Origin of the sequence: Pseudomonas sihuiensis (assembly GCF_900106015.1) — a bacterium.
Taxonomy (GTDB): domain Bacteria; phylum Pseudomonadota; class Gammaproteobacteria; order Pseudomonadales; family Pseudomonadaceae; genus Aquipseudomonas; species Aquipseudomonas sihuiensis.
In genome coordinates this window covers 2,790,165-2,814,953 of the sequence record NZ_LT629797.1, presented here as the reverse complement: position 1 = coordinate 2,814,953, position 24,789 = coordinate 2,790,165, and the positions used below count along the sequence as shown (strand labels likewise).

General features: G+C 63.4%; 21 protein-coding genes. 9 read left to right on the top strand and 12 right to left on the bottom strand.

All coding sequences use genetic code 11. The annotated features are described in order from the left end of the window. The first annotated feature begins 23 nt into the window (after window positions 1–23). The 4 genes from BLT86_RS13225 to BLT86_RS13210 all read left to right on the top strand — a co-directional run bounded on the left by BLT86_RS13225 (window position 24) and on the right by BLT86_RS13210 (window position 5,597). Window positions 24–1,121: a GGDEF domain-containing protein gene (locus BLT86_RS13225; RefSeq protein ID WP_082107505.1), complete on the top strand. Its 1,098-nt coding sequence runs from the start codon at window positions 24–26 to the stop codon at window positions 1,119–1,121. 70 nt (window positions 1,122–1,191) lie between these two features. Then, window positions 1,192–1,557 (top strand): hypothetical protein, encoded by a 366-nt coding sequence (locus tag BLT86_RS13220; protein ID WP_059392926.1) that lies wholly within the window; start codon window positions 1,192–1,194, stop codon window positions 1,555–1,557. A 60-nt stretch (window positions 1,558–1,617) separates the two neighbouring features. After that, window positions 1,618–5,052, top strand: a complete 3,435-nt coding sequence (locus BLT86_RS13215) for an AAA family ATPase (RefSeq protein WP_092377291.1) — start codon at window positions 1,618–1,620, stop codon at window positions 5,050–5,052. A 2-nt stretch (window positions 5,053–5,054) separates the two neighbouring features. Further along, window positions 5,055–5,597: a hydrolase gene (locus tag BLT86_RS13210; RefSeq protein WP_092377288.1), complete on the top strand. Its 543-nt coding sequence runs from the start codon at window positions 5,055–5,057 to the stop codon at window positions 5,595–5,597. 24 nt (window positions 5,598–5,621) lie between these two features. Here BLT86_RS13210 and BLT86_RS13205 read toward each other — a convergent pair whose 3' ends face one another. Beyond that, window positions 5,622–6,410, bottom strand: coding sequence for a substrate-binding periplasmic protein (locus BLT86_RS13205; protein ID WP_017675220.1), 789 nt, complete (start codon window positions 6,408–6,410; stop codon window positions 5,622–5,624). A gap of 275 nt (window positions 6,411–6,685) precedes the next feature. Between BLT86_RS13205 and BLT86_RS25995 the strand changes: the two genes are divergently transcribed. The 3 genes from BLT86_RS25995 to BLT86_RS13195 all read left to right on the top strand — a co-directional run bounded on the left by BLT86_RS25995 (window position 6,686) and on the right by BLT86_RS13195 (window position 8,797). Further along, window positions 6,686–6,862, top strand: coding sequence for a hypothetical protein (locus BLT86_RS25995; RefSeq protein ID WP_197676061.1), 177 nt, complete (start codon window positions 6,686–6,688; stop codon window positions 6,860–6,862). Window positions 6,863–6,904: 42 nt separating this feature from the next. Continuing rightward, window positions 6,905–7,465 carry a hypothetical protein gene (locus tag BLT86_RS13200; protein WP_197676060.1) on the top strand — a complete coding sequence of 187 codons (561 nt, stop codon included), beginning with the start codon at window positions 6,905–6,907 and terminating at the stop codon, window positions 7,463–7,465. An 87-nt stretch (window positions 7,466–7,552) separates the two neighbouring features. Beyond that, window positions 7,553–8,797: an SLC13 family permease gene (locus BLT86_RS13195; protein WP_064495680.1), complete on the top strand. Its 1,245-nt coding sequence runs from the start codon at window positions 7,553–7,555 to the stop codon at window positions 8,795–8,797. A 265-nt stretch (window positions 8,798–9,062) separates the two neighbouring features. On the opposite strand, the gene rlmF is transcribed toward BLT86_RS13195, so the two are convergent. The 9 genes from rlmF to BLT86_RS13150 all read right to left on the bottom strand — a co-directional run bounded on the left by rlmF (window position 9,063) and on the right by BLT86_RS13150 (window position 21,327). After that, a complete protein-coding gene (gene rlmF / locus BLT86_RS13190) occupies window positions 9,063–10,064 on the bottom strand; it encodes a 23S rRNA (adenine(1618)-N(6))-methyltransferase RlmF (RefSeq protein ID WP_092377285.1) in 1,002 nt (333 codons plus the stop codon). 151 nt (window positions 10,065–10,215) lie between these two features. Beyond that, window positions 10,216–12,045: an SLC13 family permease gene (locus BLT86_RS13185; RefSeq protein ID WP_092377282.1), complete on the bottom strand. Its 1,830-nt coding sequence runs from the start codon at window positions 12,043–12,045 to the stop codon at window positions 10,216–10,218. A 30-nt stretch (window positions 12,046–12,075) separates the two neighbouring features. Beyond that, the gene (locus BLT86_RS13180) at window positions 12,076–12,372 is read right to left on the bottom strand and encodes a winged helix-turn-helix domain-containing protein (RefSeq protein WP_021488685.1); all 297 of its coding nucleotides are present in this window, start codon (window positions 12,370–12,372) and stop codon (window positions 12,076–12,078) included. Window positions 12,373–12,598: 226 nt separating this feature from the next. Then, entirely contained in the window at window positions 12,599–13,975 is a 1,377-nt protein-coding gene (gene nhaD / locus BLT86_RS13175) for a sodium:proton antiporter NhaD (protein ID WP_092377279.1), read from the bottom strand. Between the two features lie 181 nt (window positions 13,976–14,156). Next, entirely contained in the window at window positions 14,157–15,587 is a 1,431-nt protein-coding gene (gene nhaC, locus BLT86_RS13170) for a Na+/H+ antiporter NhaC (protein WP_092377276.1), read from the bottom strand. Between the two features lie 218 nt (window positions 15,588–15,805). Further along, window positions 15,806–18,637: a valine--tRNA ligase gene (locus BLT86_RS13165; RefSeq protein WP_092377274.1), complete on the bottom strand. Its 2,832-nt coding sequence runs from the start codon at window positions 18,635–18,637 to the stop codon at window positions 15,806–15,808. 179 nt (window positions 18,638–18,816) lie between these two features. After that, window positions 18,817–19,239 (bottom strand): hypothetical protein, encoded by a 423-nt coding sequence (locus tag BLT86_RS13160; RefSeq protein WP_003459654.1) that lies wholly within the window; start codon window positions 19,237–19,239, stop codon window positions 18,817–18,819. Window positions 19,240–19,299: 60 nt separating this feature from the next. Beyond that, window positions 19,300–19,719: a DNA polymerase III subunit chi gene (locus BLT86_RS13155; RefSeq protein WP_092377271.1), complete on the bottom strand. Its 420-nt coding sequence runs from the start codon at window positions 19,717–19,719 to the stop codon at window positions 19,300–19,302. A 120-nt stretch (window positions 19,720–19,839) separates the two neighbouring features. Then, a complete protein-coding gene (locus tag BLT86_RS13150; RefSeq protein ID WP_092377268.1) occupies window positions 19,840–21,327 on the bottom strand; it encodes a leucyl aminopeptidase in 1,488 nt (495 codons plus the stop codon). 143 nt (window positions 21,328–21,470) lie between these two features. Between BLT86_RS13150 and lptF the strand changes: the two genes are divergently transcribed. Beyond that, window positions 21,471–22,595 (top strand): LPS export ABC transporter permease LptF, encoded by a 1,125-nt coding sequence (lptF, locus tag BLT86_RS13145; RefSeq protein ID WP_074859270.1) that lies wholly within the window; start codon window positions 21,471–21,473, stop codon window positions 22,593–22,595. Further along, the gene (gene lptG / locus BLT86_RS13140; RefSeq protein WP_092377265.1) at window positions 22,588–23,652 is read left to right on the top strand and encodes an LPS export ABC transporter permease LptG; all 1,065 of its coding nucleotides are present in this window, start codon (window positions 22,588–22,590) and stop codon (window positions 23,650–23,652) included. The genes lptF and lptG overlap by 8 nt, the downstream gene beginning before the upstream one ends. A 60-nt stretch (window positions 23,653–23,712) precedes the next feature. Here lptG and BLT86_RS13135 read toward each other — a convergent pair whose 3' ends face one another. After that, a complete protein-coding gene (locus tag BLT86_RS13135; RefSeq protein ID WP_092377262.1) occupies window positions 23,713–24,210 on the bottom strand; it encodes an RDD family protein in 498 nt (165 codons plus the stop codon). A 301-nt stretch (window positions 24,211–24,511) separates the two neighbouring features. Continuing rightward, window positions 24,512–24,724, bottom strand: a complete 213-nt coding sequence (locus tag BLT86_RS13130; protein WP_003459665.1) for a cold-shock protein — start codon at window positions 24,722–24,724, stop codon at window positions 24,512–24,514. Between the last annotated feature and the right edge of the window lie 65 nt (window positions 24,725–24,789).

Sequence of the window (24,789 nt, the reverse complement as noted above, 5' to 3'; positions counted from 1 at the left end):
GCCATTCGACAGGGGAGGCGAACGTGCCGTTGTTCAACGCCTTGCTGCGTGCGCTTGACCCTTTGCATGGAGTGCCTGAAGCGACTCGCCAGGCGTTTGCTTGCTGGTATCTGCAGGCGAAGATTCCGCAGATTCGCTACGTCGCTTTTCTGACCACGGCGCTGTATCTGATCTATGCCGCCATCGAGCAGAATGTCGAGACCGATCAGCCTTTCGCGCGGCTCATCGTCCATGCGCTGCTGGTGCCGGCAGCATTGCTGGCCATCGGGCTGCTGAGTTTCCAGCCAAGGCGGCAACCCTTGATGCTGGGGTTGCTGTCACTCGCGCCCATCATCTCGGTGTTGTCCAATCTCTACTTCAATTTCGGCTCACCGCGTTTTGCCTTTTACGCGCCGGAAATCTATCTCAACCTGATGTGGACCTTCGCCATCTCCGGGCTGGCGCTCAAGCGTGCCATGGCTACGGCGTTGTTCTCACTGGCCGCGATTATGCTGGTCACGCTCGAGCACTCGCTGACGCCCGGCATGCAGCGCCTGCACCTGATCTGGATTCTTGCGTCGTTCTCCTTCGGCCTGCTCAGCGCCTTTCTTCTGGAAAAGGCGCACAAACACATGTTCCTGCATCAGGACAGCCTGGCCCTCAGTGCCAGTGTCGACAGCCTGACCGGGCTGTGGAATCGCTCGCGCACGCTGCATTTTCTGATCGAGGAAGTCGCGCGGTCCAATCGCTATGGCACGCCGTTCTCGGTGGTGCTGATCGACATCGACCACTTCAAGAGCGTTAACGATACTCATGGCCATGCGGTGGGGGACAGTGTGCTGCGCCAGTTCGCCGGGCTGCTGCGCGACGGCGTGCGAGTGATGGATAAGGTCGGGCGGCTTGGCGGCGAGGAGTTTCTCATCATCCTGCCGGAGATCGATGCTGCCCACGCAGAGCAGGCGGTGCAGGCCCTGCAAAAACGTATCAACGGCTTTTCCTTCGACCGGGTGCAACGCAAGAGCGCCAGTTTCGGCATTGCCGAATATCGTCCTGGCGAAAGCCTGGATTGCCTGATGGAGCGTGCGGACCAGGCGATGTACCGCGCCAAGGCCAATGGCCGTGACCGTATCGAGATACTGTGAGCGCTTGGGCCTGAACCGCTCATGTGCGGCTCTGGTCGAAACCGCTGCAACCCTTCCCGTGGAGACCACCATGCTCAGAACTGCGCACTTTCTTCTCGCGGCTGCGGCCGTTCCCCTGCTGCTTGCCGGCTGCGCCAGGTCGTCCGGTGAGCAGGATGCCAGGGTGACGGAGCAATGGTTGGGGCGCTGGAACGGGCCCGAGGGTACCTACCTGGATATCAGTGGCACGCCGGCCGACTACCGCCTGACCATCGCCAACCTCGACGGCCCGCGCCGCTTCGTCGGGCGTGCGCAGGGGGCGAAGATCGTCTTCGTGCGCGATGGCGTGGTGGAGAGCATCAGCGCCACCGACGGTGAAGCTACCGGCATGAAATGGCTGTTGGATAAACAGAACTGTCTGACCGTGCGCAGCGGCGAGGGCTATTGCCGCGATTGAGCCAGCGCGCCGCCGATGACAATGCCAGAATGAGCGCTTCCAACGGCTTACGACCTGTGCATGAAAATCCTCAGCCTGCGCCTCAAGAACCTCAATTCCCTCAAAGGCGAGTGGAAGATCGACTTCGCTGCCGAGCCTTTCGCCGGTAGCGGTCTGTTCGCCATCACCGGGCCGACCGGGGCGGGCAAGACCACCTTGCTCGATGCCATCTGCCTGGCCCTGTACCACCGCACGCCGCGTATGAGCACGCTGTCGGCCAGTGGTAACGAGCTAATGACCCGGCACACCGCCGATTGCCTGGCCGAAGTCGAGTTCGAGGTGAAAGGGCAGGGCTACCGCGCCTTCTGGAGCCAGCGCCGTGCGCGGGACAAGGTCGACGGTGCGCTGCAGGCGCCCAAGGTGGAGCTGGCGCGTATCGCTGATGGCGAAATTCTCACCGACAAGATTCGCGAGAAGGAAAGTCTCACCGCCGAGCTGACCGGCCTCGATTTCGAGCGCTTCACCAAGTCCATGCTGCTGGCCCAGGGCGGCTTTGCGGCGTTTCTCGAAGCCAATGCCAACCAGCGCGCGGAGCTGCTGGAGGAACTGACCGGCACTGAGGTGTATGGGCAGATCTCGCAGCAGGTCTACGAGCGCACCAAGGCTGCCGAACAGGCACTCAATCTGCTGAAAAGCCGCGCTCAGGGCATGGAGTTGCTCGACGAAGCGCAGCGCGCCGAGCTGCAGGCCGAGCAGCAGCGTCTGAGCTTGGAGGAGTCGCCGCTGCTGGCCCGGCAGCAGGCTCTGCAGGCCCAGCGCCGTTGGCGTGAGGCACTGCAGCAGGCCGAGCAGCAACGGGAGCAGGCGCGACTCGGACTGCAGCAGGCCCAGCAGGCTCGTAACGAGGCAGCCGGTGAACTGCAGCGCCTGGCCGCCAGTGAGCCGGCAGCTCGATTGCAGCCGCTGTATCTGGCCTGGCAGCAGGCGCAGCAGGACAGGCAGCAGGCACAGCAGGTGCTGGATGACCTGCATCAGCAGCAACGCCACAGCGCTGAGCGCGAGCACCAGCAACTCTGGCTGGCCAGCCGCTATGCCCAGCAAAGCCTGAGCCTGCGTCACGCGGAGCTGCAGCGTCTGGCCGGGCAGCGTGAAACGCTGCACGCACGCATGAGTACTGCGCCGCAACGGGAACGCCTGGGCGAGCTTCTGGGTAGTTGGCGTGTGCAGTTCGATCAGCGCGGGCAACTGCTCAAGGAGCAACAGGCACTGCACGCACGCATGGCGCAGGAGGGTGAGCAGCTCGCCGCCTTGCAGCAGCAGCGTGATCAGCTCGGTGTGCAGCAGGCCGACGCGCTGAAGCGGCTGGAGGATGCGCGCGCCAGCGAGGCCAGGCAGCAGAGCGAGCTGCAGGCCCTGCTGGGCGAGGGCGACGAGGCCGGACTGCGCCAGCGTTGGCAGCAACTGCAAGTGCAAGGGCGCGTATTGGATCGTCTGGAACAGTTGGCGCAGAGCCGTGAGCAAACGGCTGCACAGGTCGCCGAGTTGACCCCGCGTCTGGCTCAGTTGCAGCAACAGCACACCCGCAAGAACGATGAAATCACCGGCCTGCGCGAGCGTTACAAGGCGCTCAAGCAACAGCAGGCCGACAAGGAAAAGCTGCTTGAACAGGAGCAGCGCATTCAGGATCTGGAAGCCTACCGCGCCCAGCTGCAGCCCGGCGAAGCCTGCCCGTTGTGTGGTTCGCACGAGCATCCGGCGGTCAGTCAGTACCAGGCGCTCAACGTCTCCGCCACGCGCCAGGCGCTGGAACAGTGCCGCAACGAACTGGCGCAGCTGGAAAGCCAAGGCGGCACCCTGCGTGACGAGCTGACTCGGCTGGTCACGCAGATCGCTCAGGTTCAGCAGCAGCTGGAGCAGGCGAGCCAGCAGGCCGCTCAGCAGGATGCGCAGTGGCAGCAGCAACTGACCGAGCAGGCCTTGCAGATTTCTGACGGCGCCGCTTTGCGCGAATTGCAGCGCCAGCATGAGCAGAGTCTGACGCATCTGCAGTCACGACTCGCCTTGGTCGAGACCGGGCAGGCGCAACTGGCACAGGCGCGTGGTGCACGTGAAGTGGCCGAGCGGGCGTTGGCTGATGCGCAGCAGCGCCTGGCGCTACTGGCGCGTGATGAGGAGAACCTGCAGGCGCGACAAGCCGAGCAGGGCCAGGACCTGCAGCGTTTGCAGCAGGCGCTTCGGCGCCACGAGCAAATGCTGCTGAGCAGTCTCGAGGGCTTTGCTGTTGAGTTGCCGTCGGACGCTGGCCTCTGGCTGGACGAGCAGGAGCAGGCCTGGCGCGACTGGCAGCAGGCCCAGGCGCAGGATCAGCAACTGCAGGAGCAGCAGCGCGAGGCGCAGCGCCTGCTCGCCGACGCCGAGACACAGGCCGGGCACTGGCAACAGCGCTGGCAGGACGAAGGTGCGCTGACGCTGGCTGAACCCGAGCCATCGGCACAGCCGCAACTGGCGTTGAATGAAGCCGCCAACAGCCTGGCCAGTGCCCAGCGCGAAAGCGATGCGTTGCGCGGCCGCGAGCAGAGTCAGCAGACCTTGTTGCTGCAGCTGCAGCAACGCTCGAGCGAGGCCGAGCAGCACTGGCTGACGGCTCTGACGGCCAGTCCTTTCAGCGATCTTGCGGCGTTTCTCGCCGCGCTGCTGGAAGAGGGCGAGCGAGAGCGTCTGGCGGCTTTGCAGGCACGTGTGGAGCGCGCGCTGACCGAGGCTTCGACGCTGTTGGCTGCCGCCGACGCGCAGCTGCAGCAACTCAGCGCCACGCCGCAGACCGAGTTGGCGCTTGGTGAACTGGATGAGCAGTTGCAGGTACTGCAGAGCGAATTGCGTGCACTGAGCCAGCGCCAGGGTGAGTTGCGCGCGCAGTTGCAGGCCGACGAGACGCGGCGCAGCAGCCAGCAGGCGCTGTTCGCCGAAATCAGTGCGCAGGAGAGTGAGCAGCGCCTGTGGCAACAGCTCAACGGCCTGATCGGCTCGGCCGACGGCGCCAAGTTCCGCAAGTTCGCCCAGGGCCTGACCCTCGATCACCTGATCCATCTGGCCAACCGCCAACTGACGCGCCTGCACGGCCGCTACCAGTTGGCGCGCAAGGGTAGCGGCGAACTCGAGCTGGAGGTGTGCGACACCTGGCAGGCTGATGTGGCGCGCGACTGCCGTACGCTGTCCGGTGGCGAGAGTTTCCTGGTCAGCCTGGCGCTGGCCTTGGCGCTGTCCGATCTGGTCAGCCACAAGACCAGTATTGATTCGCTGTTTCTCGATGAAGGCTTCGGTACGCTGGACGGCGAAACGCTGGAGGTGGCCCTGGATGCGCTGGACAACCTCAACGCCAGCGGCAAGACCATCGGTGTGATCAGCCATGTCGAGGCGATGAAGGAGCGTATTCCCGTGCAGTTGCGGGTGCACAAGGGCGTCGGCCTGGGCTACAGCCGACTCGACGCACGTTTTGCGGTGAAGGAAGGAGCATAGTGATGCTGATGCGAGCGAAGGATTCCACCCTGCTGGTGATCGATCTGCAGGAGCGGCTGCTGCCGGCCATCGACGGTGGCGCGGCGGTGATCGAGCAGGCCTCGTGGCTGGTGCGTGTGGCGCAGCGCCTGCACGTGCCGGTGATCACTACCGAACAGTATCCCAAGGGCCTGGGCTATACCGAGGCAGGCCTGCATGAGCTGCTGCCGGGCGAGGGGCTAAGGGAGAAGATTCATTTCTCGGCGACCGCAGGAGAAGGGGTATTTGACTTATCGGGTGGTGAACGCAAGCAGTTCATCGTCTGTGGCACGGAAACTCATGTCTGCGTGCTGCAGACGGTAATGGGCCTGCTGGCGGCGGGGCGTGAAGTGTTCGTGGTTGACGAGGCAGTGGGATCGCGTCGGCCGCGTGACAAGGCACTGGGCCTGGCGCGCATGGAAGGTGCCGGGGCGGTAATCGTCTCGCGTGAGATGGTCGCTTTCGAGTGGCTGGAGCGCGCCGGTACCGAGCTGTTTCGCGAGATCAGCCGCGGTTTTATTCGCTAATTCGTAGCCCGGATTGTATCCGGGCTACGGGCTGGCCTGCTCCGGCACGGGTTGGTAGTGGCCGGCCTGTAGGGCGTCGAAGTACTGCTGGTAACGGCCATCCTGGCGAAACTGCTGCAGCCGTGCGTCGAAGCGCTCGCGTAGCGTTTCACTCTGCGTCAGGCGTTTGGGCAGCATCAGATAGCTGAGGTTGACCAGCAGCGGCTTGGGGTGATGAGTGATGCGCTCGGCGTCCTCCCTGGAAAACTCGTTACGCAGCGCGGCGTAGCCGACGTTGAGCTCCTGCGGGTAGAGCACCACACGCTCCTTGAGCAGTTTCTCGAAGTTCTGCCGGTCACTGGAGACGCGTTCGATGCGCACTTTTTCCTTGGCGAGAAAGGCGTCGAACGCCGGACCGTAGCTATATTCCAGGCCGCCGCCGAGGGTCATGCCGCTGAGATCATCGAAGTGCCGCCAGTCGAAGGGCTGCGTTTTCAGGTGGAAGAACACGAACTGTTCATCGAGCAGTGGGGCGCTGAAGAGAAAGTCTGCCTCACGCTCGGTCTTGTGCATCCACACCGCCGTGGCGTCGTAACGGCCGGCGGCGGCTTCGGCGTAGGCGCGTGGCCAGGGCAGGAAGGTGAACTCGACGCGATAGCCTTCCTCGGCCAGCAGGTCGCTAATCAGATGAGCCACCGGCCCCTGGCGTTCGACCCTGGCAGACAGATAGGGCGGCCATTCCCCCGCACTGATACGTAGCAAAGGTGTCTCGACGGCCTCGAGAGGGCCGCAGCAGAACAGGCTAAACAGCACAATCAGCAGGCCGTGGCGCATCTGTAGTCCTCGACAGCTCGGGCAACAGGATGATGGCACTTTAATCCTTTTGCCCTGTTGATCCCAGTCATGCTCCCGCATACGAGGCAGTGGAATGATTCAAGCCTAGCGTCTGGCTTCGCTCTGTGCCGGGGAGTCGTTTGCCAGGTGGCGCCTCCCAGGTGCTGCAGACGGCTTTGGGCGAATTTGCCTATGCTTGGAGCAGGACAAGAAGTCGGTGATAAACCGCGGATCGAATGCCCATCGTCAGGCATTCCGGTGATGGAGTCTGTTTTTTGCACAAAGCGCTGCATTACTGCCTGCTCTGGCTGCTGGCCGGCACCTGCTATGGCAGCCAGCCAACCTTGACGTTCTGTCATGAGGATCAGAACTCCTACCCTTGGGTGATGACCGATGGCACAGGACTCAATCTGGAGCTGCTCAACCTGGTACAGCAGGCGCTAAAGCTGTAGGTGGTATACGTGGCGGTGCCCTGGAGGCGCTGTCTTTCAGGCATGCAGCAGGGGCTCTACGACGGTGCCTTCGCCGCCAGCTTCAAACTCGAGCGCCAGCAGATGGGCCGGTACCCCACCGATGCTGGTGGCCGCCCGGATGCGCTCAGGCGGTTGCACACTTCGCGTTATACCCTGTATCGCCGCGTCGGCAGCGCGGTGTCCTGGGATGGCCAGCGTTTCACTCATGTGACTGGCCGCGTCGGCTCGCTCAGCGGTTTTTCCATTCGCGATCTGTTGCTGGCCCACGGGCTGGAGGTGGACGAGTCAAGCCGCGACCCACTGGCATTGTTGCAGATGCTGGTGCACGGCCGAGTCGATGCTGTCGCCCTGCAGACCATGCGCGGTGATTTCGTCTTGCAAGCCAATCCGCAACTGGCTCAGCAGGTGGAAAAATTGCCGCAGCTGCTCGAGGAAAAGCCCTATTACCTGATGCTGTCCAACGCGCTGCTGATGCGCGACCCCAAGTTGGCCGAGCGGATCTGGAGCGAGGTTCAGCGTCAGCGTGAATCAGCGACCTATCAGGCTCGTGTACAGGCTTACCTGGCGCAGCCCGGCCATTGAGGAAAATTTGCCCGGGCTATTCCCGCGCCGCCTCGGCATCGCTAGAGTCCGCTCCTTCTCACATGCATCCGTTCGGGTAAATCGCGCATGACCTTCGCTGCCTGGTTGACCATCGGCTTGTTCGTCCTCACCTACCTGGGCATGGCTGCCGGCGGTGTTCGCGGCCTGCGCATCGACCGCAGCTGGATCGCCTGCTGCGCGGCAGTGCTGTTGCTGGTCAGCGGTGCGCTGAGCATGGAGGATGCGGCCCATCATCTCGACCCTGGTGCGTTGTTGCTGCTGTTGGCGTTGATGCTGATCTCGGCGCAGTTCGATTTTTCCGGGGTGTATGCCTGGCTCAACCGCTACCTGACCGAGCATGCCGAGCGCCCGGCTGTGCTGCTGATGGGCGTGGTGCTACTGGGTGGCTTGCTCTCGGCGGTGCTGGTCAACGATATCGTCGCCTTCGCCCTGACTCCGCTGTTGTGTCGCAGCCTGCATCTGCGCGGGCTGGAGCCGCGGCCGTTTCTGTTGGCGCTGGCGTTGTCGTGCAACGCCGGCTCGGCAGCGAGCCTGATCGGCAACCCGCAGAACATTCTCATTGGGCAGGCCGGCAGTCTGGATTTCTGGGGTTATGTGGCCGTGGCCGGGCCACCCGCCGTGATCGCGATGGCCATCGTTTACGCGGTGATCTGGCTACAGTGGCGCCATCGTTGGGGGCAAGCCAGGCCGTTGGCCGCGGACGATACGCCGGTCGAGCATATCTACGGCGCGCACAGCTATCTCAAGCCACTGTTGGCCAGCCTGGCGCTGCTGGCGCTGTTCGCCACGGCGCTGCCGCGCGAGCTATCGGCGCTGTTGATCGCGGTGCTGGTGATGGTGTCGCGACGGGTGGACAGCCGCGACTACGTGAACAAGGTGGACTGGAACCTGCTGCTGCTGTTCGTGGGCTTGTTCCTGGTCAGCGGCGCCGCGCTGCAGTTGCCACAGCTGGCGCATGGTGCGGCCTGGCTGGCCGAGCACGGGTTGTTGCCGCAGGGCGTTATATCGCTTGCGACCTCGTCGCTGCTGGCGAGCAACTTGATCGGCAATGTGCCCTTCGTGGTGTTGCTGCTGGGCTTGATGCCGGAGCTGTCGCACTCGGTACTGATCGGCCTGGCAGTGATGTCGACGCTGGCCGGCAACCTGCTATTGATCGGCAGCGTGGTCAACCTGATCGTCGCCGAAGGGGCGAAGCGTCAGGGCGTCAGGCTTGGCTTCGTCGATTATGCGCGCAGCGGCGTGCCGGTGACGTTGCTGAGCATGACGGTGGCCGGGCTGTGGCTGGCGCTGGGCGGCTGGTTGCCCTGGTAACGGCGTCGTAGGGCGGACTCAGAGCGTAGGGCGGACTCGGGAGCCTAAGCGAACAGTCCGCCACTGCTGGTAATTGGCGGGTTGCGTTGGCGTACTGCTGCGCGAGTACGCCCTACTGGTTTGGTGCCTTGGTAACGCCTGGCGTGCCGGCTTAGGGCGGACTCAGGAGCCTAAGCGAACAGTCCGCCATTGGTGATGGTTAGCGAATTGCGGCGGCGTACTGCTGCGCGAACGGACCGCCGCCCGGTATGCCCTACTTGGTAGCTCAGCGCCAACGGTTGTTGCGCCAGGCGCTGCGCGCTTCTCCGTCCTTGAACGTCCAGGCCACCAGGCGGCTCTGCTTCTGCCCTTGCGACATACCGAGGATACGCACCTCAAGCGCGCCTGCCTTGGCCAGCCAGCCCTGTAGCAATTCCACATGGCTGCCTTTGGAGACCAGGCTGCTGAACCACAGCACCTGCTCCGCCACTTGCGCGCTTTCGTTGGCCATGCGCTTGAGAAACGCGGCTTCGCCACCGGGGCACCATAGCTCGGCCGCCTGGCCGCCGAAGTTGAGCACCGGTAGCTTGCGCTTCGGGTCGAGCTTGCCCAGGTTGCGCCACTTGCGCGTGCTGCCACGGGTGGCTTCATCGGCGCTGGAGTGGAACGGCGGGTTGCACAGGGTCAGGTCGACGGCCTCGTTCGCCTGTAGCAGGCCGAGAAATACGTGCTCGGCATTGGCCTGCTGACGCAATTCGATGCCACCCGCCAACTGCGGATTGGCCCTGACGATGGCGCGCGCAGAGGCCAGCGCCGCGTCTGCGATATCGGCCCCGAGAAACTGCCAGCCATACTCGCAATGGCCGATCAGTGGGTAGATGCAGTTGGCGCCGACGCCGATATCCAGGGCTTTTACCTTGGCGCCGCGGGGAGTATGCCCGTCGTTGTCAGTCGCCAGCAGGTCCGCCAGGTTGTGCAGGTAGTCGGCGCGACCGGGAATTGGCGGGCACAGGTAGCCATCGGGAATGTCCCAGTGGCGGATGCCGTAGTACTGCGTCAGCAGCGCGCGGTTGAATACCTTGACCGCTGCCGGGTTGGCGAAGTCGATGCTTGCATTGCCATAAGGGTTGGTGATGACGAAGTCGCCCAACTCGGGGCTTGCCTTGATCAGCGCGGGGAAGTCGTAGCGACCCTGATGGCGGTTGCGTGGGTGCAGCTCACCCTTGGCCGGCGCGGTTTTCACAGCGGCGGGAGCGGGTTTGCGGGGGCGTTTCGGCGGCTGGGGCATGAACGGGCTTCGGCGATTCGGGGGGCGGGATTTTCCCATAGTCGGGCTGGGCACGCACTGCATTCGGGGCAAGGGAGGCTGGTGCGCGCGGCGCACCCTACGTCCCCGGCCTTTGCGATTCGTAGGGTGCGCCGTGCGCACCGCAGACACCTCAGAGCGGGAAAATTACCGGCACCAGCGCCACACTGACGATCATCACCAGCAGGGTGAAGGGCACGCCGATGCGCACGAAGTCGCCGAAGCGGTATTGGCCAGGGCCGAGCACCAGAGTGTTCACCGGTGAGGAGATCGGCGTCATGAAGGCGGCCGAGGCAGCCAGGGCAACGGTCATGGCGAAGGGCAGCGGCGAAACGCCCAGCGCCTGCGCGGTGGCGATGGCCACCGGCGCCATCAGCACCGCCGTGGCGGTGTTGGAGATGAACAGGCCAATCACCGCGGTGAGAGCGAACAGGCAGGCGAGGATTAGTCGTGGCCCGGCATCACCCAGACCGCCCACCAGCCCTTGCACGGCCAGTTCGACTCCGCCGGTTTGCTGCAGCGCCTGGGCGAAGGGCAGCATGCCGACGATGAGGATCAGCGTCGGCCAGTGGATGGCGCGGTAGGCGCTGTCCAGGTCGATGCAGCGAAACGCGCCCATCAGCAGGCAGGCGATCAGCGCGGCCTGCACGTTGGGCACCAGGCCGCTGACCATCAGCAGCACCATTACCGCCAGGCTGAGCAATGCGTAGGGCGCCTTGCGCGCAGCCGGCGCCACCTCGGCCACTTCCGCCGGCAGGCTGAGCACCAGGAAATCGCGGCTCAGCCCCTGCAGGCGATGGATGTCGCGCCAGGCGCCGGCCACCAGCAGGGTGTCAGAGGCCTTGAGTCTCTCGTCCACCAGCACGCCCTCCAGCGCCTGGCCCTGGCGGCGCAGGCCAACCACGTTGAGCTTGTGCCGCGAACGAAAGCCCAGTTCCTGAATGGTCTTGCCCGGCAACTGCGACTCCGGTGGCAGTGCCACTTCGGCCAGGCCCAGTTCATGGGCGTGCAGACTGAAATACGAATGTGGCAGCGGCATGGGTTCCAGCCCCAGTGCCTGGTAGCTGCCGAGCAGGCCGATGGTGGGGCTGGCGATATCCACCAGCAGCACGTCGCCCGGCTCCAGCAGGGTATTGCCGCTGGCCATCAGCAACAGGGTGCGTAGGCGCTGGCGGCGCTCGATGGCGATGACGTTGATGCCATGATCACGGCGCAACTGCAGCTCGTTGAGTACCTGATTGGCCAGGGGCGAGTCGGCGCGTACCTGCAGGCGCCGCTCGCGCTCGCTCAGGCGATAGCGCTCGGCAAGGTCGGCCAGGGTCAGGCGCGGTGGCTCGGCATTGCCGCCTGCTTCGCTGCGTACCAGCCAGCGTCGGGCGATCAGCATGTAGCCGATGCCGAGCACCAGCACTGCCAGGCCGATGGGGGTGAGATCGAAAAAGCCAAAACCCTCCAGCCCGGCGCGGCGCAGTTCGGCATGCACCACCAGGTTCGGCGGTGTGGCGACCAGCGTCAGCATGCCGCTGATCAGCCCGGCAAACGCCAGCGGCATCATCAGTCGCGCCGGGGCGATACGCAGGCGCGCAGCCACTCCGAGCACCACGGGGATGAAGATTGCCACCACGCCGGTGGAGCTCATCACCGAGCCCAGGCCGGCCACCGCCAGCATCAGCAGAATCAGCAGGCGCGTCTCGCTGCTACCGGCCTTGGTCACCAGCCAGTCGCCCAGGCGGTAGGCGATGCCAGTGCGCACCAGGCCGTCGCCGATGACGAACAACGCGGCAATGAGGATGACGTTGGCGTCGCTGAAACCGGCCAGGGTCTGTTGCAGGTCGAGTACGCCGCTCAGCGGCAGGGCGACCAGCACCAGCAGGGCGACCACGTCCATGCGTGGCTTGCCGATGACGAAAAGAGTGACGGCGCCGGCCAGCAGGCCCAGCACCCAGAGCAGATCCGGATTCATCGCAGCTCCAAGAGGTGTGGAGCGATTATTTCAGGGATAACCGAGCGTGGTTTTGATCTGCTGCAGGTTGGCGGCGATCCAGCGTTTGTCGATCGGGCCCCAGTCGCGAATCTGGTAGTGGCCGGCGTTGTTGCGTTCACCCTCGCTCTGCTCGAACTGGCAGTCGATATCCAGCTCGGCCAGTGCAGCAAGGGTGTCCTGTGCGGTGCGTCGGGGCATGCCGGTGGCGTCCATCAGTGCCGGCACGCTGACGGCCTGGCCGCTGTCGATCAGCCAGGCCACGTAGAGGCGACGGTAGAAACTGGTGCGGGTCTTGCTCGTCTGCATGGTGACTCCCTGTTCGTATCCGAGCGCCTTAACAGGCTGTTGAAAAACTACCTACGTTGCCATTGCTGCGTTAAAAACAGGCTCGTGCGCGAGTCCGATCAAAATGCTCATTTACAACTCGTAAACCCGAGTGCGGGCCCAGTGCTTTTTTCGCCTGTTTTTGTGGGGCCGCCATCGGTATTGCACTGGCTGCCTCGCCTACGTTTTTCAACGGCCTGTTATCCAATCAGGCGGCGAACATCAGCATATAGGTGACGGCACCGGCTAGGTAGCCGATGAAGGCCAGGCCGCTGATCTTCTTCAGGTACCAGATGAAGTTGATCTTCTCCATGCCCATGGCGGCCACGCCAGCAGCCGAACCGATGATCAGGCAGCTGCCGCCGGTGCCGGCGCAGTAGGCGAGCATTTCCCAGAAGTTGCCGTTGACCACGAAGTTACGCAGCCATGGCAGCTCGTTCGCTGCGGCCGCCGCCAGGTTTTCCGGGCTGACCAGCGGATACATCTTCATGGCACCGGCAACCATCGGCACGTTGTCCACCACGGCCGAGAGCACACCGATGGAAATGGCGATGCTGTAGACATTGCCCAGGCTGTCCTTGAGCAGCGTCGCCACCTGGATCAGGTGACCGGCGCTGGACAGCGCGGAAACCGCCAGCAGGATGCCGAGGAAGAACAGCACGCTGGTGATGTCGATACGGCGCAATACACCCACTACCGACAGTGGATCCTTGTCTTCGCTGTTCTTGCTGCGGTGGATGATCTCGGTGGTGATCCACAGCAGGCTGAGGCCGAAGAGGATGCCCATGTATGGCGGCAGGTGAGTGATGGTCTTGAACACAGGCACGAAGATCAGTACACCCAGGCCCAGGCAGAACACCAGATTACGCTCGAAGGGCGTGGTCGGGTCGCGGCGGCTTTCGGCGCTTTCCTTGATGCGCGGTTCGGCCACTTCACCCTTGAGGCGAAAGCTCATGATCAGCAGCGGTACCAGCAGGCAGACCAGGCTGGGCAGGAACAGCTTGGTGATGATGCCGGTGGCGGTGACCTGATTGCCGATCCACAGCATGGTGGTGGTGACGTCACCAATTGGCGACCAGGCGCCGCCGGCGTTGGCGGCGATGACCACGATACCGGCGTAGAACCAGCGCTCGTGGCGGTCGGCGATCAGCTTGCGCAGCAGCGAGATCATCACGATGGTAGTGGCCAGGTTGTCCAGTGCGGCGGACAGGAAGAAGGTGATCAACCCCACCAGCCACAGCAGATGCACGCGTTTGTGAGTGCGGATGCGGTCGGTGATGACCTTGAAACCTTCATGGGCATCGATCAGCTCGACGATGGTCATCGCGCCCATGAGGAAGAACAGGATCTCGGAGATCTCGCCGAGGTGGTGGCGCAGTTCCTCGACCACATGATGGGAGTTGGTGCTGGCGCCGGCCGTACCGGTGCCGAGCAATGGCAGGATGTTGTCGGCGCCAAGAACCAGCAGGGTCCAGGCGATCACGGCTGTGAGCAGGGCGGACGCTGCCTTGTCGATCTTTAACGGGTGCTCGAGTGCAATGCACAGGTAGCCGAGGACGAAGACGAGTGCCATCAACGCATACATGTTCGGAGTTCCGTTCTGATTCTTATTGGTTGGGACGTGCCGGAGGGGGGCTGCCAGGCGGGTGAAGATGCCTGAAACAATTGGAAAAAGGGAAGGTTTTTATAGCGAAAAGAGCAAAGAGATGAGCGCTTTGCTACCTAATGAGGAGTTCGAGCCGGTGCACTGGCCGGCCCGAAACGGATCACGCGGCAGTCTGCGGCTTGGGTGGCAGCAGGTAGGCGAGGGCGATGGCCAGTACCGGCATGATCAGGTTGAAGAAGCAGTACGGCAGGTAGCTCAGGGTGGCGACGCCGAGAGTCGCGGCCATATAGGCGCCGCAGGTGTTCCACGGCACCAGCACCGAGGTCAGGGTGCCGCCGTCTTCCAGCGCGCGCGACAGATTGGTCGGCGTCAGGCCGCGTTTCTCGTATTCGGCACGGTACATGCGCCCGGGCAGCACCAGGGCGATGTACTGGTCGGCAGTGATGATGTTGGTACCGATGGTGGTGGTGATGGTGCTGGCGACCAGGCCGCTGTCGCTGCGCACCAGGCGTAGCGCGCTTTTTAGCAGGCGTTGCAGCAGGCCAAGGCGCTCCAGCACGCCGCCGAAGCACATGGCGCAGATGATCAGCCACACCGTGGTGAGCATGCTGGCCATGCCGCCCTTGGACAGCAGGCCGTCCAGCTCGGCGTTGCCGCTTGCCGACTCGTAGCCGGCGAACAGCGCGCTCCATACCGTCTTCAGCGGCGCCAGGCCGCCAGCTTGTGGGTCAGCCAGGCGCGCCATCACCTCTGGCTGGAACACAACGGCGAACACCGCCCCGAGCAGGGCGGCGAGAAATACCGCGGGGAAGGCCGCCCACTGGCGCACCGCGAGCAGCAGCAGGAAGGCTACCGGCAGCAGCAGGTGCCAGCCGAGGTTGAACTGTGCCTCCAGCGCGGTCAGCACCTCGGCGATACGGCTGGTGTCATGTTCGGCGCTGGCCTGCTGGCCGAGGGCGAAGAAGATCACCAGGGCGATCAGCAGCGCCGGCACAGTGGTACGCAGCATGTTGCGGATATGCGCGAACAGCTCGGCGCCGGCAGCGGCCGGGGCCAGGTTGGTGGTGTCCGACAATGGCGACAGCTTGTCGCCGAAGTAGGCGCCGGAAATGATCGCTCCGGCGGTGATCGCCGGGTCCAGGCCCAACCCGGCCGCCACGCCCATCAGGCCGATGCCGAGGGTGCCGGCCACCGTCCAGGAGCTGCCGATCGACAGCGCGGTGAGCGCGCAGATCAGGCAACTGGTGAGGTAGAAGTACTCGGCGCTGATCAGCTTCAGGCCCAGCCAGATCATGGTCGGCACCGTGCCGGCGAGAATCCAGGTGCCGATCAGCGCGCCGACCGCCAGCAGAATCAGGTTGGCCTTCATCGCCATATGGATGCCAGCGAGTATGCCTTCCTCGATCTCGGCCCAGCGCAGGCCGTTCTTCAGGCCGACCAGGCCGGCGACGAAGGCGGCGCTCATCAGGGCGATCTGGTTCGGGCCGCTGGAGGAGCTGTCGCCGAACAGGTAAACGGAGAGGCTGAGCAGCACGACGAGCACGCCAATTGGCAGCAAGGCGTCGAGCAGGGAAGGGGAGCGGGCAGTCATGGGTGTTCCGGGAGATCGATCAAACAAGGGGTAGAGGCCGGGAAGGCGCTCTTATGAAAAGGCCAAGCCTGTTGTTGGACGGGCTTTGCGAGGGCGGCTCAGTTGAGGCGCAGTACCGATTGTGGGCTGAAGCCCACCCTACGAGCTGGGCTGATGCCCTTCCCAAAAAAACAAACCCGCGCCGGTTGGGGCGCGGGTCTGTGGGTGTCGCGCGGTGATCAGAGTGCGGCGATCTTGCCGCGCTGCTCGACCATCTTGGCCAGGGCCTGTTCGGCCTCGGCCAGTTTGGCGCGCTCTTTATCGAGCACTTCGGCCGGGGCCTTGGCGACGAAGCCCTGGTTGCTCAGCTTGCCGCCGACGCGCTGCACTTCGCCTTGCAGACGGCCGATTTCCTTGTCCAGGCGCGCCAGTTCGGCGTCCTTGTCGATCAGCCCGGCCATCGGCACCAGCACTTCCATCTCGCCGACCAGAGTGGTGGCGGACATCGGCGCTTCTTCACCGGCAGCCAGCACGCGCACCGACTCCAGCTTGGCCAGTTTGCTCAGCAGCGGCTCGAAGTCGGCCAGGCGGCGCAGGTCCTCGGCACTGGCGTTGGCGACGATGATGTCGATGCGCTTGGCCATGGAGATTTTCATCTCGCCACGAATCTGCCGTACGCCGAGCATCAGTTGCTTGACCCACTCGATGTCACCTTCGGCAGCGGTGTCGATGCGGCTTTCGTTGGCCACCGGCCAGGCCTGCAGCATGATGGTCTCGCCGCTGACGCCAGCCTGGGCCTTGATGCGCTGCCAGATTTCTTCGGTGATAAAGGGCATGAACGGGTGGGCCAGGCGCAGGATCACTTCCAGCACGCGCACCAGGGTGCGGCGGGTGCCGCGCTGGCGCTCGATCGGCGCGTTTTCGTCCCACAGAACGGGCTTCACCAGTTCCAGGTACCAGGCGCAGTACTCGTCCCAGATGAACTCGTACAAGGCCTGGGCGGCCAGGTCGAAGCGGAAGGCATCGAGGTGGCGGGTCACGTCAGCCTCGCAGCGCTGCAGGGCGGAGATGATCCAGCGGTCTACCGGCGACAGGTCTACGGTTTCGCCATTGATGCCGGTGTCCTGGTTATCGGTGTTCTCGATAACGAAGTTGGCGGCGTTCCACAGCTTGTTGCAGAAGTTGCGGTAGCCCTCGACGCGGCCCATGTCGAACTTGATGTCGCGGCCGGTGGAGGCCAGCGCCAGGTTGGTGAAGCGCAGGGCGTCGGTGCCGTAGGCGGCGATGCCTTCGGGGAATTCGGCGCGGGTTTGCTTGGCGATCTTCTCGGCCAGCTTGGGCTGCATCATGCCGCTGGTGCGCTTGGCCACCAGGGCTTCGAGGTCGATGCCGTCGACGATGTCCAGTGGGTCGAGCACGTTGCCCTTGGACTTGGACATTTTCTGGCCCTGACCGTCGCGCACCAGACCGTGCACGTACACGGTCTTGAACGGGATCTGCCCGGTCAGGTGGGTCGACAGCATGATCATCCGGGCGACCCAGAAGAATATGATGTCGAAGCCCGTCACCAAGACATCCGTTGGGTGGAAGGTCTTGAGAAAATCGGTCTGCTGCGGCCAGCCGAGGGTGGAGAAGGTCCACAGGCCGGAGCTGAACCAGGTGTCGAGCACGTCTTCGTCCTGGCGCAGGTTGGCATCGCCGAGGTTGTGCTTGGCGCGCACTTCCGCTTCGTCACGGCCGACGTAGACGTTGCCGGCATCGTCGTACCAGGCCGGAATGCGGTGGCCCCACCACAGCTGACGGCTGATGCACCAGTCCTGGATGTCACGCATCCAGCTGAAGTACATGTTCTCGTACTGCTTGGGCACGAACTGGATTTCACCGCTCTCGACCACGGCGATGGCTTTCTCGGCCAGCGGCTTGGTGGAGACGTACCACTGGTCGGTCAGCCACGGCTCGATAACGGTGCCGGAGCGGTCGCCTTTCGGCACTTTCAGGGCGTGGTCTTCGATCTTCTCCAGCAGGCCGGCAGCCTCGAAGGCGGCGACGATCTGCTTGCGCGCCTCGAAGCGATCCAGACCGGCGAACTGCGCTGGAATGTTCGCTTCGATCTGCTCGTTGACGCTGCCATCGAGGTTGAACACCTGGGCGGTGGCCAGCACGGCAGCGTTCTTGTCGAAGATGTTGATCAGCGGCAGGTTGTGGCGCTTGCCCACTTCGTAGTCATTGAAGTCGTGCGCCGGGGTGATCTTCACGCAGCCGGTGCCGAACTCGGGATCGCAGTAGTCGTCGGCGATGATCGGGATGCGCCGGCCCACCAGCGGCAGTTCGATGTAGCTGCCGATCAGCGCCTTGTAGCGCTCGTCTTCCGGGTGCACGGCCACGGCGGAGTCGCCGAGCATGGTTTCCGGACGGGTGGTGGCGACGATCAGGTAGTCCTTGCCTTCAGCGGTTTTCTTGCCATCGGCCAGCGGGTAGCGCAGGTTCCACAGGTGGCCTTTCTCGTCGTGGTTTTCCACTTCGAGGTCGGAAATCGCGGTGTGGAACTTGGTGTCCCAGTTGACCAGGCGCTTGCCACGATAGATCAGGCCGTCCTCGTGCAGGCGGACGAAGGCTTCTTTCACGGCTTCGGACAGACCTTCGTCCATGGTGAAGCGCTCGCGCGACCAGTCCACCGAGCTGCCCAGGCGACGGATCTGGCGGGTGATGGTGCCGCCGGACTGTTCCTTCCACTCCCAGACTTTCTCGAGGAATTTCTCGCGGCCCAGGTCGTGGCGACCGATGCCATCGGCGGCCAACTGGCGCTCGACCACCATCTGCGTGGCGATACCCGCGTGGTCGGTGCCTGGCTGCCACAGGGTATTGCGGCCCTGCATGCGGCGGAAGCGGATCAGGCAGTCCATGATCGAGTTGTTGAAGCCGTGGCCCATGTGCAGGCTGCCGGTGACGTTCGGCGGCGGGATCATGATGGTGTAGGGCTCGCCCGAGCCTTGCGGGGCGAAATAGCCCTTGGCTTCCCAGTTCTGGTACAGGGCGGTTTCAATGGCGTGCGGCTGGTAGGTCTTGTCCATGCGCGGCGGGACCCTTTGACGGCTGATCGGAAAAGCCGACAAGTATACCGCTTCTGAGCGCCAAGCCATAAGCCCCGCGCGGCAGAGCAGACCTTTTGTAGGAGCCCCGCCTCGGGGCGAAGCTTTTGCTCTTTGCTGTCTGGCATTCGCCCCGGGGCGGGGCTCCTACAGGGCAGGGCTTACTTGCGTGGAGGCAGCAGACGCGGCAGGCGGGCTTCGAGGCGGCGCTTGAGTTCAGCCTCGATCTGCGGCACGAAATCGTCGATCACGTCCTGCAGGATCAGTTGCGCAGCGGCGCGCAGTTCGCCATGCACATGCTGCAGATCGCGGGTGCTGTCAGGCAGGCGCGGCTCGATGCGCTCGCGCAGCGTGCTTGGCGCTGGCTGCGGGGCTGGCGTTGGTTTGGGCGTCGGCGTGGCATGAAAGGGCGGCGGCGGGCCAGGCGGCGCGCTGACGATATCGGACAGTACCGGAATGCTGTCCGGGTCCAGCGAGTCGATCAGCAGCGGTGGTTCACTGCCGTTATCGCCCAGCAGCTCGCGAATCGACTCCAGGTCGTGCAGCAGTTGAGCAGGTTTTTGCGGAGGCTTGGGGGTGTCCATGATCATCGGCGCAGCGAGAAAAGGGGCTGGAATGGCTTGTGTTGTGAGCGTGCACGGACACTAAAGTTCGACGCGTTGCGGATCATACCCGCGCTGGCGATAGGTACGGAAATTCTCGCGACAGGCGTTGAGCAGTTCAGGCTGCTGATTGACGATCTCGATAATGCGGGAAAAGCGCTCGACATGCGGCGACAGGCTGCTGCCGAGGTTGATCAGCACGCCCTGCTCGCTACTCGGCACTTCGTCGATGCCCAATACCACGGGTGACAGTGGCGCTTCATGGTGCAGGTCATGGGGTACAAAGCGTTCGGCTTTGAATGTCCACAGCAGTTCGTCGAGTTCACCACACTGCGCCTCGTCGCTGCCGCGAACGAACACCGGCAGGCCGGCACTCCAGGCCTTGAGCGCCAGTTGGCAGGCGGCGCGCAGGCGGCCCACGGCGTCGTTGGAGGAGAGAACGTAGAACTCGATTCTGGGCATTCGGTTTTCAACGGTTGGAGGGTAATGGGCTGGATGTTGTAGGAGCGGATTAATCCGCGATTTCATCGCAAATTATCGCGGCTGAAGCCGCTCCTACACGAGCATGGCCCGGATGCTGGATCAGGCCTTGGCGCGATCCAGCAGGTACTGGGTCAGCAGCGGCACCGGGCGGCCAGTGCCGCCTTTGTCCTTGCCGCCGCTGATCCAGGCGGTGCCGGCGATATCCAGGTGCGCCCAATGGAAGTTCTTGGCAAAGCGCGACAGGAAGCAGCCGGCGGTGATGGTGCCGGCCTTCGGCCCGCCGATGTTGGCGATGTCGGCGAAGGGGCTGTCCAACTGCTCCTGGTACTCGTCGTACAGCGGCAGTTGCCAGGCGCGGTCGTCGGCGCTTTCGCCAGCCTTGAGGATTTGCTTGATCAGCGCGTCGTTGTTGCCCATCAGGCCGGAGACGTTGCTGCCCAGGGCGACGATGCAGGCACCGGTGAGGGTGGCGATGTCGATCACCGCCTGCGGTTTGAAGCGCTCGGCGTAGGTCAGGGTGTCGCACAGCACCAGACGGCCTTCGGCGTCGGTGTTGAGGATCTCCACGGTCTGCCCGCTCATGGTGGTGACGATGTCGCCGGGGCGGGTGGCGCGGCCGCTGGGCATGTTCTCGGCGCAGGCCAGCAGGCACACCAGGTTGATCGGCAGTTGCAGCTCGAGCACGGCCTTGAGGGTGCCGAGCACGCTGGCGGCGCCGCACATGTCGTACTTCATCTCGTCCATGCCGGCGGCCGGTTTGATGCTGATGCCACCGGTATCGAAGGTGATGCCTTTACCGACCAGGGCGAAGGGTTTGTCGTCCTTCTTACCGCCCTGGTAGTGCATGACGATCATCCGTGGCGGCTGCTCGCTGCCCTGAGCGACGGCGAGGAAGGCGCCGGCGCCGAGTTCCTTGAGTTTCTTCTCGTCGAGGATTTCCACCTTGAGGTTCTTGTAGGCCTTGCCCAGGGTCTTGGCTTCTTCGGCCAGGTAGCTGGGGTGGCAGAGGTTGGGCGGCAGGTTGCCCAGGTTCTTGGTGAAGGCGACACCCGCGGCGATGGCGCGGGCATGCTGCAGGCCGCGTTCGGCATCGGCCAGCTCGGCCTTGTCGACGACCAGGGTGATCTTCTTCAGGGCACGTGGGTCGGTCTTCTGGCTCTTGAACTGCTCGAACAGGTAGCTGCCGTCGGCCAGGGTTTCGATGATCAGACGAGTCTTGCCGTAGGTATCGCGGCCCTTGACCTTGAGCTCGTCGAGGGCGAGCAGGGCATCGCTGCCGCCCAGGCCCTTGAGTACGCCATGCACGCTTGCAACCAACTTGCGTAGTTGACGGTCGGATAGATCACCCTTGCCGCAGCCCACCAGCAATACACGCTCGGCCTTGAGTCCCGGTAGGCTGTGCAGCAGCAGGGTCTGGCCCGGCTTGCCGGCGATGTCGCCACGCTTGAGCATGGCGCTCAGCGCACCGTTGCTGGCCAGGTCGACGGCCTTGGCCGCAATGCCGAGCTTGCGGCCTTCGCCGATGGCGACGACCAGGGTCGCGGTTTTCAGGGTTTCCGGGCGGGTGCTTTTGACGAGGAATTCCATAGTGAGCTGTCCCCAAGACAAAGAGTCGGGTTTGACGGATAATAGCCGCCATTTTTCGAGGGTCCACCCTGCGGTGGGCCGGCAAGTAGGTGCGGCTAGTGTGAGCGCTCGCGCCTGAGCCTGACAACCCTGGAGCGTCCGGTTTGATCGTCTTCCGTTATCTGTCCCGCGAAGTGCTGGTGACCCTCAGTGCGGTGAGTGCCGTGCTGCTGGTGATCATCATGAGCGGTCGTTTCATCAAGTATCTGGCCCAGGCCGCGCAGGGCGTACTCGACCCGGGCGTACTGTTTCTGATCATGGGTTACCGGATTCCCGGCTTTCTGCAACTGATCCTGCCGCTGGGCCTGTTCCTCGGTTTCCTGCTGGCCTACGGGCGCCTCTACCTGGACAGCGAAATGACCGTGCTGTCGGCCACTGGCGTCAGCCAGCAGCGCCTTACTGTTTACAGCATGGCACCGGCGCTGGTCGTCGCCCTGTTGGTCGCCTGGCTGAGCATGGGCCTGGCGCCGCAAGGCGTGGCCAGCGTGGCGCGCATCCTCAATGAGCAGGATGCCCTGACCGAACTCGATACCCTGGTGCCGGGGCGCTTTCAGTCGCTCAAGGATGGCTCGCGGGTGACCTATTCGCAGGAGCTGTCAGCGGATCGTAGCGAGCTGCGCGGCGTGTTCATGTCGGAGAAGCGCTTCGCCGCCGATGGTCGTACCGAGCGCGGTATCACCGTGCTGGTCGCCGAAAGTGGTCGTCAGGAAATTCAGGCGGATGGCAGTCGTTATCTGATTCTGGAAAACGGCTATCGCTATGATGGTGAGCCGGGCGAGGCGGATTACCGTGCCATCCAGTACGACACCTATGGTGTGTTGCTGCCCAAGCCTGAAGTCGCCGTCGAAGCCAGTGAGCGCGAGGCCACACCGACTCGCGAGTTGTTCGGTAGCGACGATCCACGCCTGCAGGCTGAACTGCAATGGCGCCTGTCGCTGCCGCTGCTGGTCTTCATCGTCACCTTGCTGGCGGTGCCGCTGTCGAAAGTCAATCCGCGTCAGGGGCGCTTTCTCAAGCTGCTGCCGGCAATTTTCCTCTACATGGCCTACCTCGGCCTGCTGATCGCCGCCCGTGGTGCGCTGGACAAGGGCAGGCTGCCGCCGGCCCTGGGCTTGTGGTGGGTGCATGGCATCTTCTTCGCCGTCGGCATGCTGTTGTTGTACTGGGAGCGTCTGAGTCTGTGGTGGGCCACTCGTCGTGCGTCGGTGGCGGAGGTGGCTCATGGCTAAGTTGGATCGCTACATCGGCACACAGGTGTTCTTCGCCATTCTGGCAGTACTGGGGATCATTCTCGGGCTGGCATTGCTGTTCGCCTTCATCGACGAGCTCAGCGACCTCAACAAGGGCGACTATGGCCTGGGTCAGGTGCTCTGGTATGTGCTGCTGACGGCGCCGCGCCGCGCCTATGAAATGCTGCCGATGGCGGCGCTGATCGGTTGCCTGATCGGCCTCGGTACGCTGGCCAGCAACAGTGAGCTGACCATCATGCGCGCCGCCGGTGTCTCCATCGGGCGTATCGTCTGGGCGGTGATGAAACCCATGCTGGTGCTGATGCTGGCCGGTATTCTGATCGGCGAATACGTCGCGCCGCTGACCGAGAATCAGGCCCAGGCGGATCGCGCATTGGCCCAGGGCGGTGGCGCGGCGCAAAGCTCCAAGCGTGGCATGTGGCATCGCCAGGGCCAGGAGTACGTGCATATCAACGCCGTGCAGCCCAATGGCATCCTGTTGGGGGTGACGCGTTATCGCTTCGATGACGAGCGTCGCCTGCTCTCGGCCAGCTTTGCCCGTCGTGCCGAGTACCGGGACAGCCACTGGATGCTGCGCAATGTGCAGACCACCGTGCTGCATGAGGATCGCTCCGAGGTGATCAACCAGCCTGAAGAGCGCTGGGATATCGAGCTCAATCCGGAACTGCTCGGCACTGTCGTGATGGAGCCCGAGGCGCTGTCGGTCACCGGGCTGTGGCAGTACATCCATTATCTGGGCGAGCAGGGGTTGAATAACGCGCGCTACTGGCTGGCATTTTGGACCAAGGTGCTGCAGCCACTGGTAACCGGCGCGCTGGTATTGATGGCGATTTCCTTCATCTTCGGCCCGCTGCGCTCGGTGACCCTGGGGCAGCGTGTGTTCACGGGGGTGCTGGTGGGTTTCATCTTCCGTATTGCCCAGGACCTGCTCGGCCCATCGAGCCTGCTGTTCGGTTTCTCGCCGCTGCTGGCGGTGCTGGTGCCGGCCGGTATCTGTGCCCTGGCCGGGGTGTGGTTGCTGCGGCGTGCCGGTTGAGCAGATTGTCGTGGGCATGAAAAGCCGGTTCGATGAACCGGCTTTTTTGCATCTGCGCCACTACTTCTTGTGAATGTTCTTCGGCAGTTGCACCACGCGGCTGTCGGAGTAGATGTCGTGCCAGGTGCGGCCCTGCTTGTCCCACAGCAGCCAGAGAAAGCCCAGGCCGGCAAACAGCCAGGAGCCAATGGCGACCACGAAGCGCAGCAGAGCCTGCCACAGGTCGATGGCGCTGCCGTCGGCGTTCTGAATGCGCAATCCCCAGGCCTGCATGCCCAGCGTCTGGCCATTGTGCGTCCAGAACTTGGCGAAGAAGGCGAACAGTGACAGCAGCACCAGGCTGGCAAGCAGCGGGTCGTTATCCAGTGCGCCGGCTTCGGACATGGCCATCAGCCTATCGCCGCCGTGGATCAGGCGCAAAATGCCCTGCTGATAGATCAGGGTGACCACCATGATCAATGCCACGCAGAGCAGAGAATCGTAGAAGAGGGCCGCCAGGCGACGAATCGGCCCTGCAGTGGGGAAGTCACCCTGCGGGCGTAACTGGTGTTTCGGCATGATGGGCTCGCTGAGACGAAAGTGCGCGCCATTCTAGCAGGCCGTTGAAAAACGTAGGCGAGGCAGCCAGTGCAAGGCAAAAACAGGCGAAAAAGCGGAGTTTACGAGTTGTAAATGAGCATTTTGAGCCTGTTTTTAACGCAGCAATGGCAACGTAGGTAGTTTTTCAACAGCCTGCTAACCGCGACTTTGCGATCGATATAAAGATGTGCGCGGGCTATCTGTAACCTGGCGCTGCTACGGGAAAGACAGGCAAAAAAAACCCCTGACAGTTATCAGGGGTTTTTCAAGGCGGCGGCGATTAACCCAGGACTTGAACCTGGTCAGCCTGCATACCTTTTTGACCTTGCACAGCTACGAAGCTGACTTTCTGGCCTTCTTTCAGGCTCTTGAAGCCGTTACCTTCGATCGCGCGGAAGTGCACGAACAGATCCGGACCGCTTTCGGGAGTGATAAAACCAAAACCTTTCTCGTCGTTAAACCACTTGACGGTACCGTTCTGACGATTCGACATGTCTTTTTCCTTGAAACTAGAGTTGATGACAGCCTCCACATAGATAGAGGGCTGAGACTGGTTGC

Excerpts from the sequence above, each read along its gene's own strand:
- rlmF (WP_092377285.1), bottom strand. The coding sequence starts at position 10,064 with ATGCCCCAGCCGCCGAAACGCCCCCGCAAACCCGCTCCCGCCGCTGTG.
- BLT86_RS13195 (WP_064495680.1), top strand. The coding sequence starts at position 7,553 with ATGACCTTCGCTGCCTGGTTGACCATCGGCTTGTTCGTCCTCACCTAC.
- BLT86_RS13155 (WP_092377271.1), bottom strand. The coding sequence starts at position 19,719 with ATGCCCAGAATCGAGTTCTACGTTCTCTCCTCCAACGACGCCGTGGGC.
- BLT86_RS13135 (WP_092377262.1), bottom strand. The coding sequence starts at position 24,210 with ATGCCGAAACACCAGTTACGCCCGCAGGGTGACTTCCCCACTGCAGGG.
- BLT86_RS13215 (WP_092377291.1), top strand. The coding sequence starts at position 1,618 with ATGAAAATCCTCAGCCTGCGCCTCAAGAACCTCAATTCCCTCAAAGGC.
- nhaC (WP_092377276.1), bottom strand. The coding sequence starts at position 15,587 with ATGACTGCCCGCTCCCCTTCCCTGCTCGACGCCTTGCTGCCAATTGGC.
- BLT86_RS13220 (WP_059392926.1), top strand. The coding sequence starts at position 1,192 with ATGCTCAGAACTGCGCACTTTCTTCTCGCGGCTGCGGCCGTTCCCCTG.
- BLT86_RS13210 (WP_092377288.1), top strand. The coding sequence starts at position 5,055 with ATGCTGATGCGAGCGAAGGATTCCACCCTGCTGGTGATCGATCTGCAG.
- BLT86_RS13200 (WP_197676060.1), top strand. The coding sequence starts at position 6,905 with ATGCAGCAGGGGCTCTACGACGGTGCCTTCGCCGCCAGCTTCAAACTC.
- BLT86_RS13150 (WP_092377268.1), bottom strand. The coding sequence starts at position 21,327 with ATGGAATTCCTCGTCAAAAGCACCCGCCCGGAAACCCTGAAAACCGCG.
- nhaD (WP_092377279.1), bottom strand. The coding sequence starts at position 13,975 with ATGTATGCGTTGATGGCACTCGTCTTCGTCCTCGGCTACCTGTGCATT.
- BLT86_RS13160 (WP_003459654.1), bottom strand. The coding sequence starts at position 19,239 with ATGGACACCCCCAAGCCTCCGCAAAAACCTGCTCAACTGCTGCACGAC.
- BLT86_RS13165 (WP_092377274.1), bottom strand. The coding sequence starts at position 18,637 with ATGGACAAGACCTACCAGCCGCACGCCATTGAAACCGCCCTGTACCAG.
- lptG (WP_092377265.1), top strand. The coding sequence starts at position 22,588 with ATGGCTAAGTTGGATCGCTACATCGGCACACAGGTGTTCTTCGCCATT.
- BLT86_RS13130 (WP_003459665.1), bottom strand. The coding sequence starts at position 24,724 with ATGTCGAATCGTCAGAACGGTACCGTCAAGTGGTTTAACGACGAGAAA.
- BLT86_RS13180 (WP_021488685.1), bottom strand. The coding sequence starts at position 12,372 with ATGCAGACGAGCAAGACCCGCACCAGTTTCTACCGTCGCCTCTACGTG.
- BLT86_RS13185 (WP_092377282.1), bottom strand. The coding sequence starts at position 12,045 with ATGAATCCGGATCTGCTCTGGGTGCTGGGCCTGCTGGCCGGCGCCGTC.
- BLT86_RS13205 (WP_017675220.1), bottom strand. The coding sequence starts at position 6,410 with ATGCGCCACGGCCTGCTGATTGTGCTGTTTAGCCTGTTCTGCTGCGGC.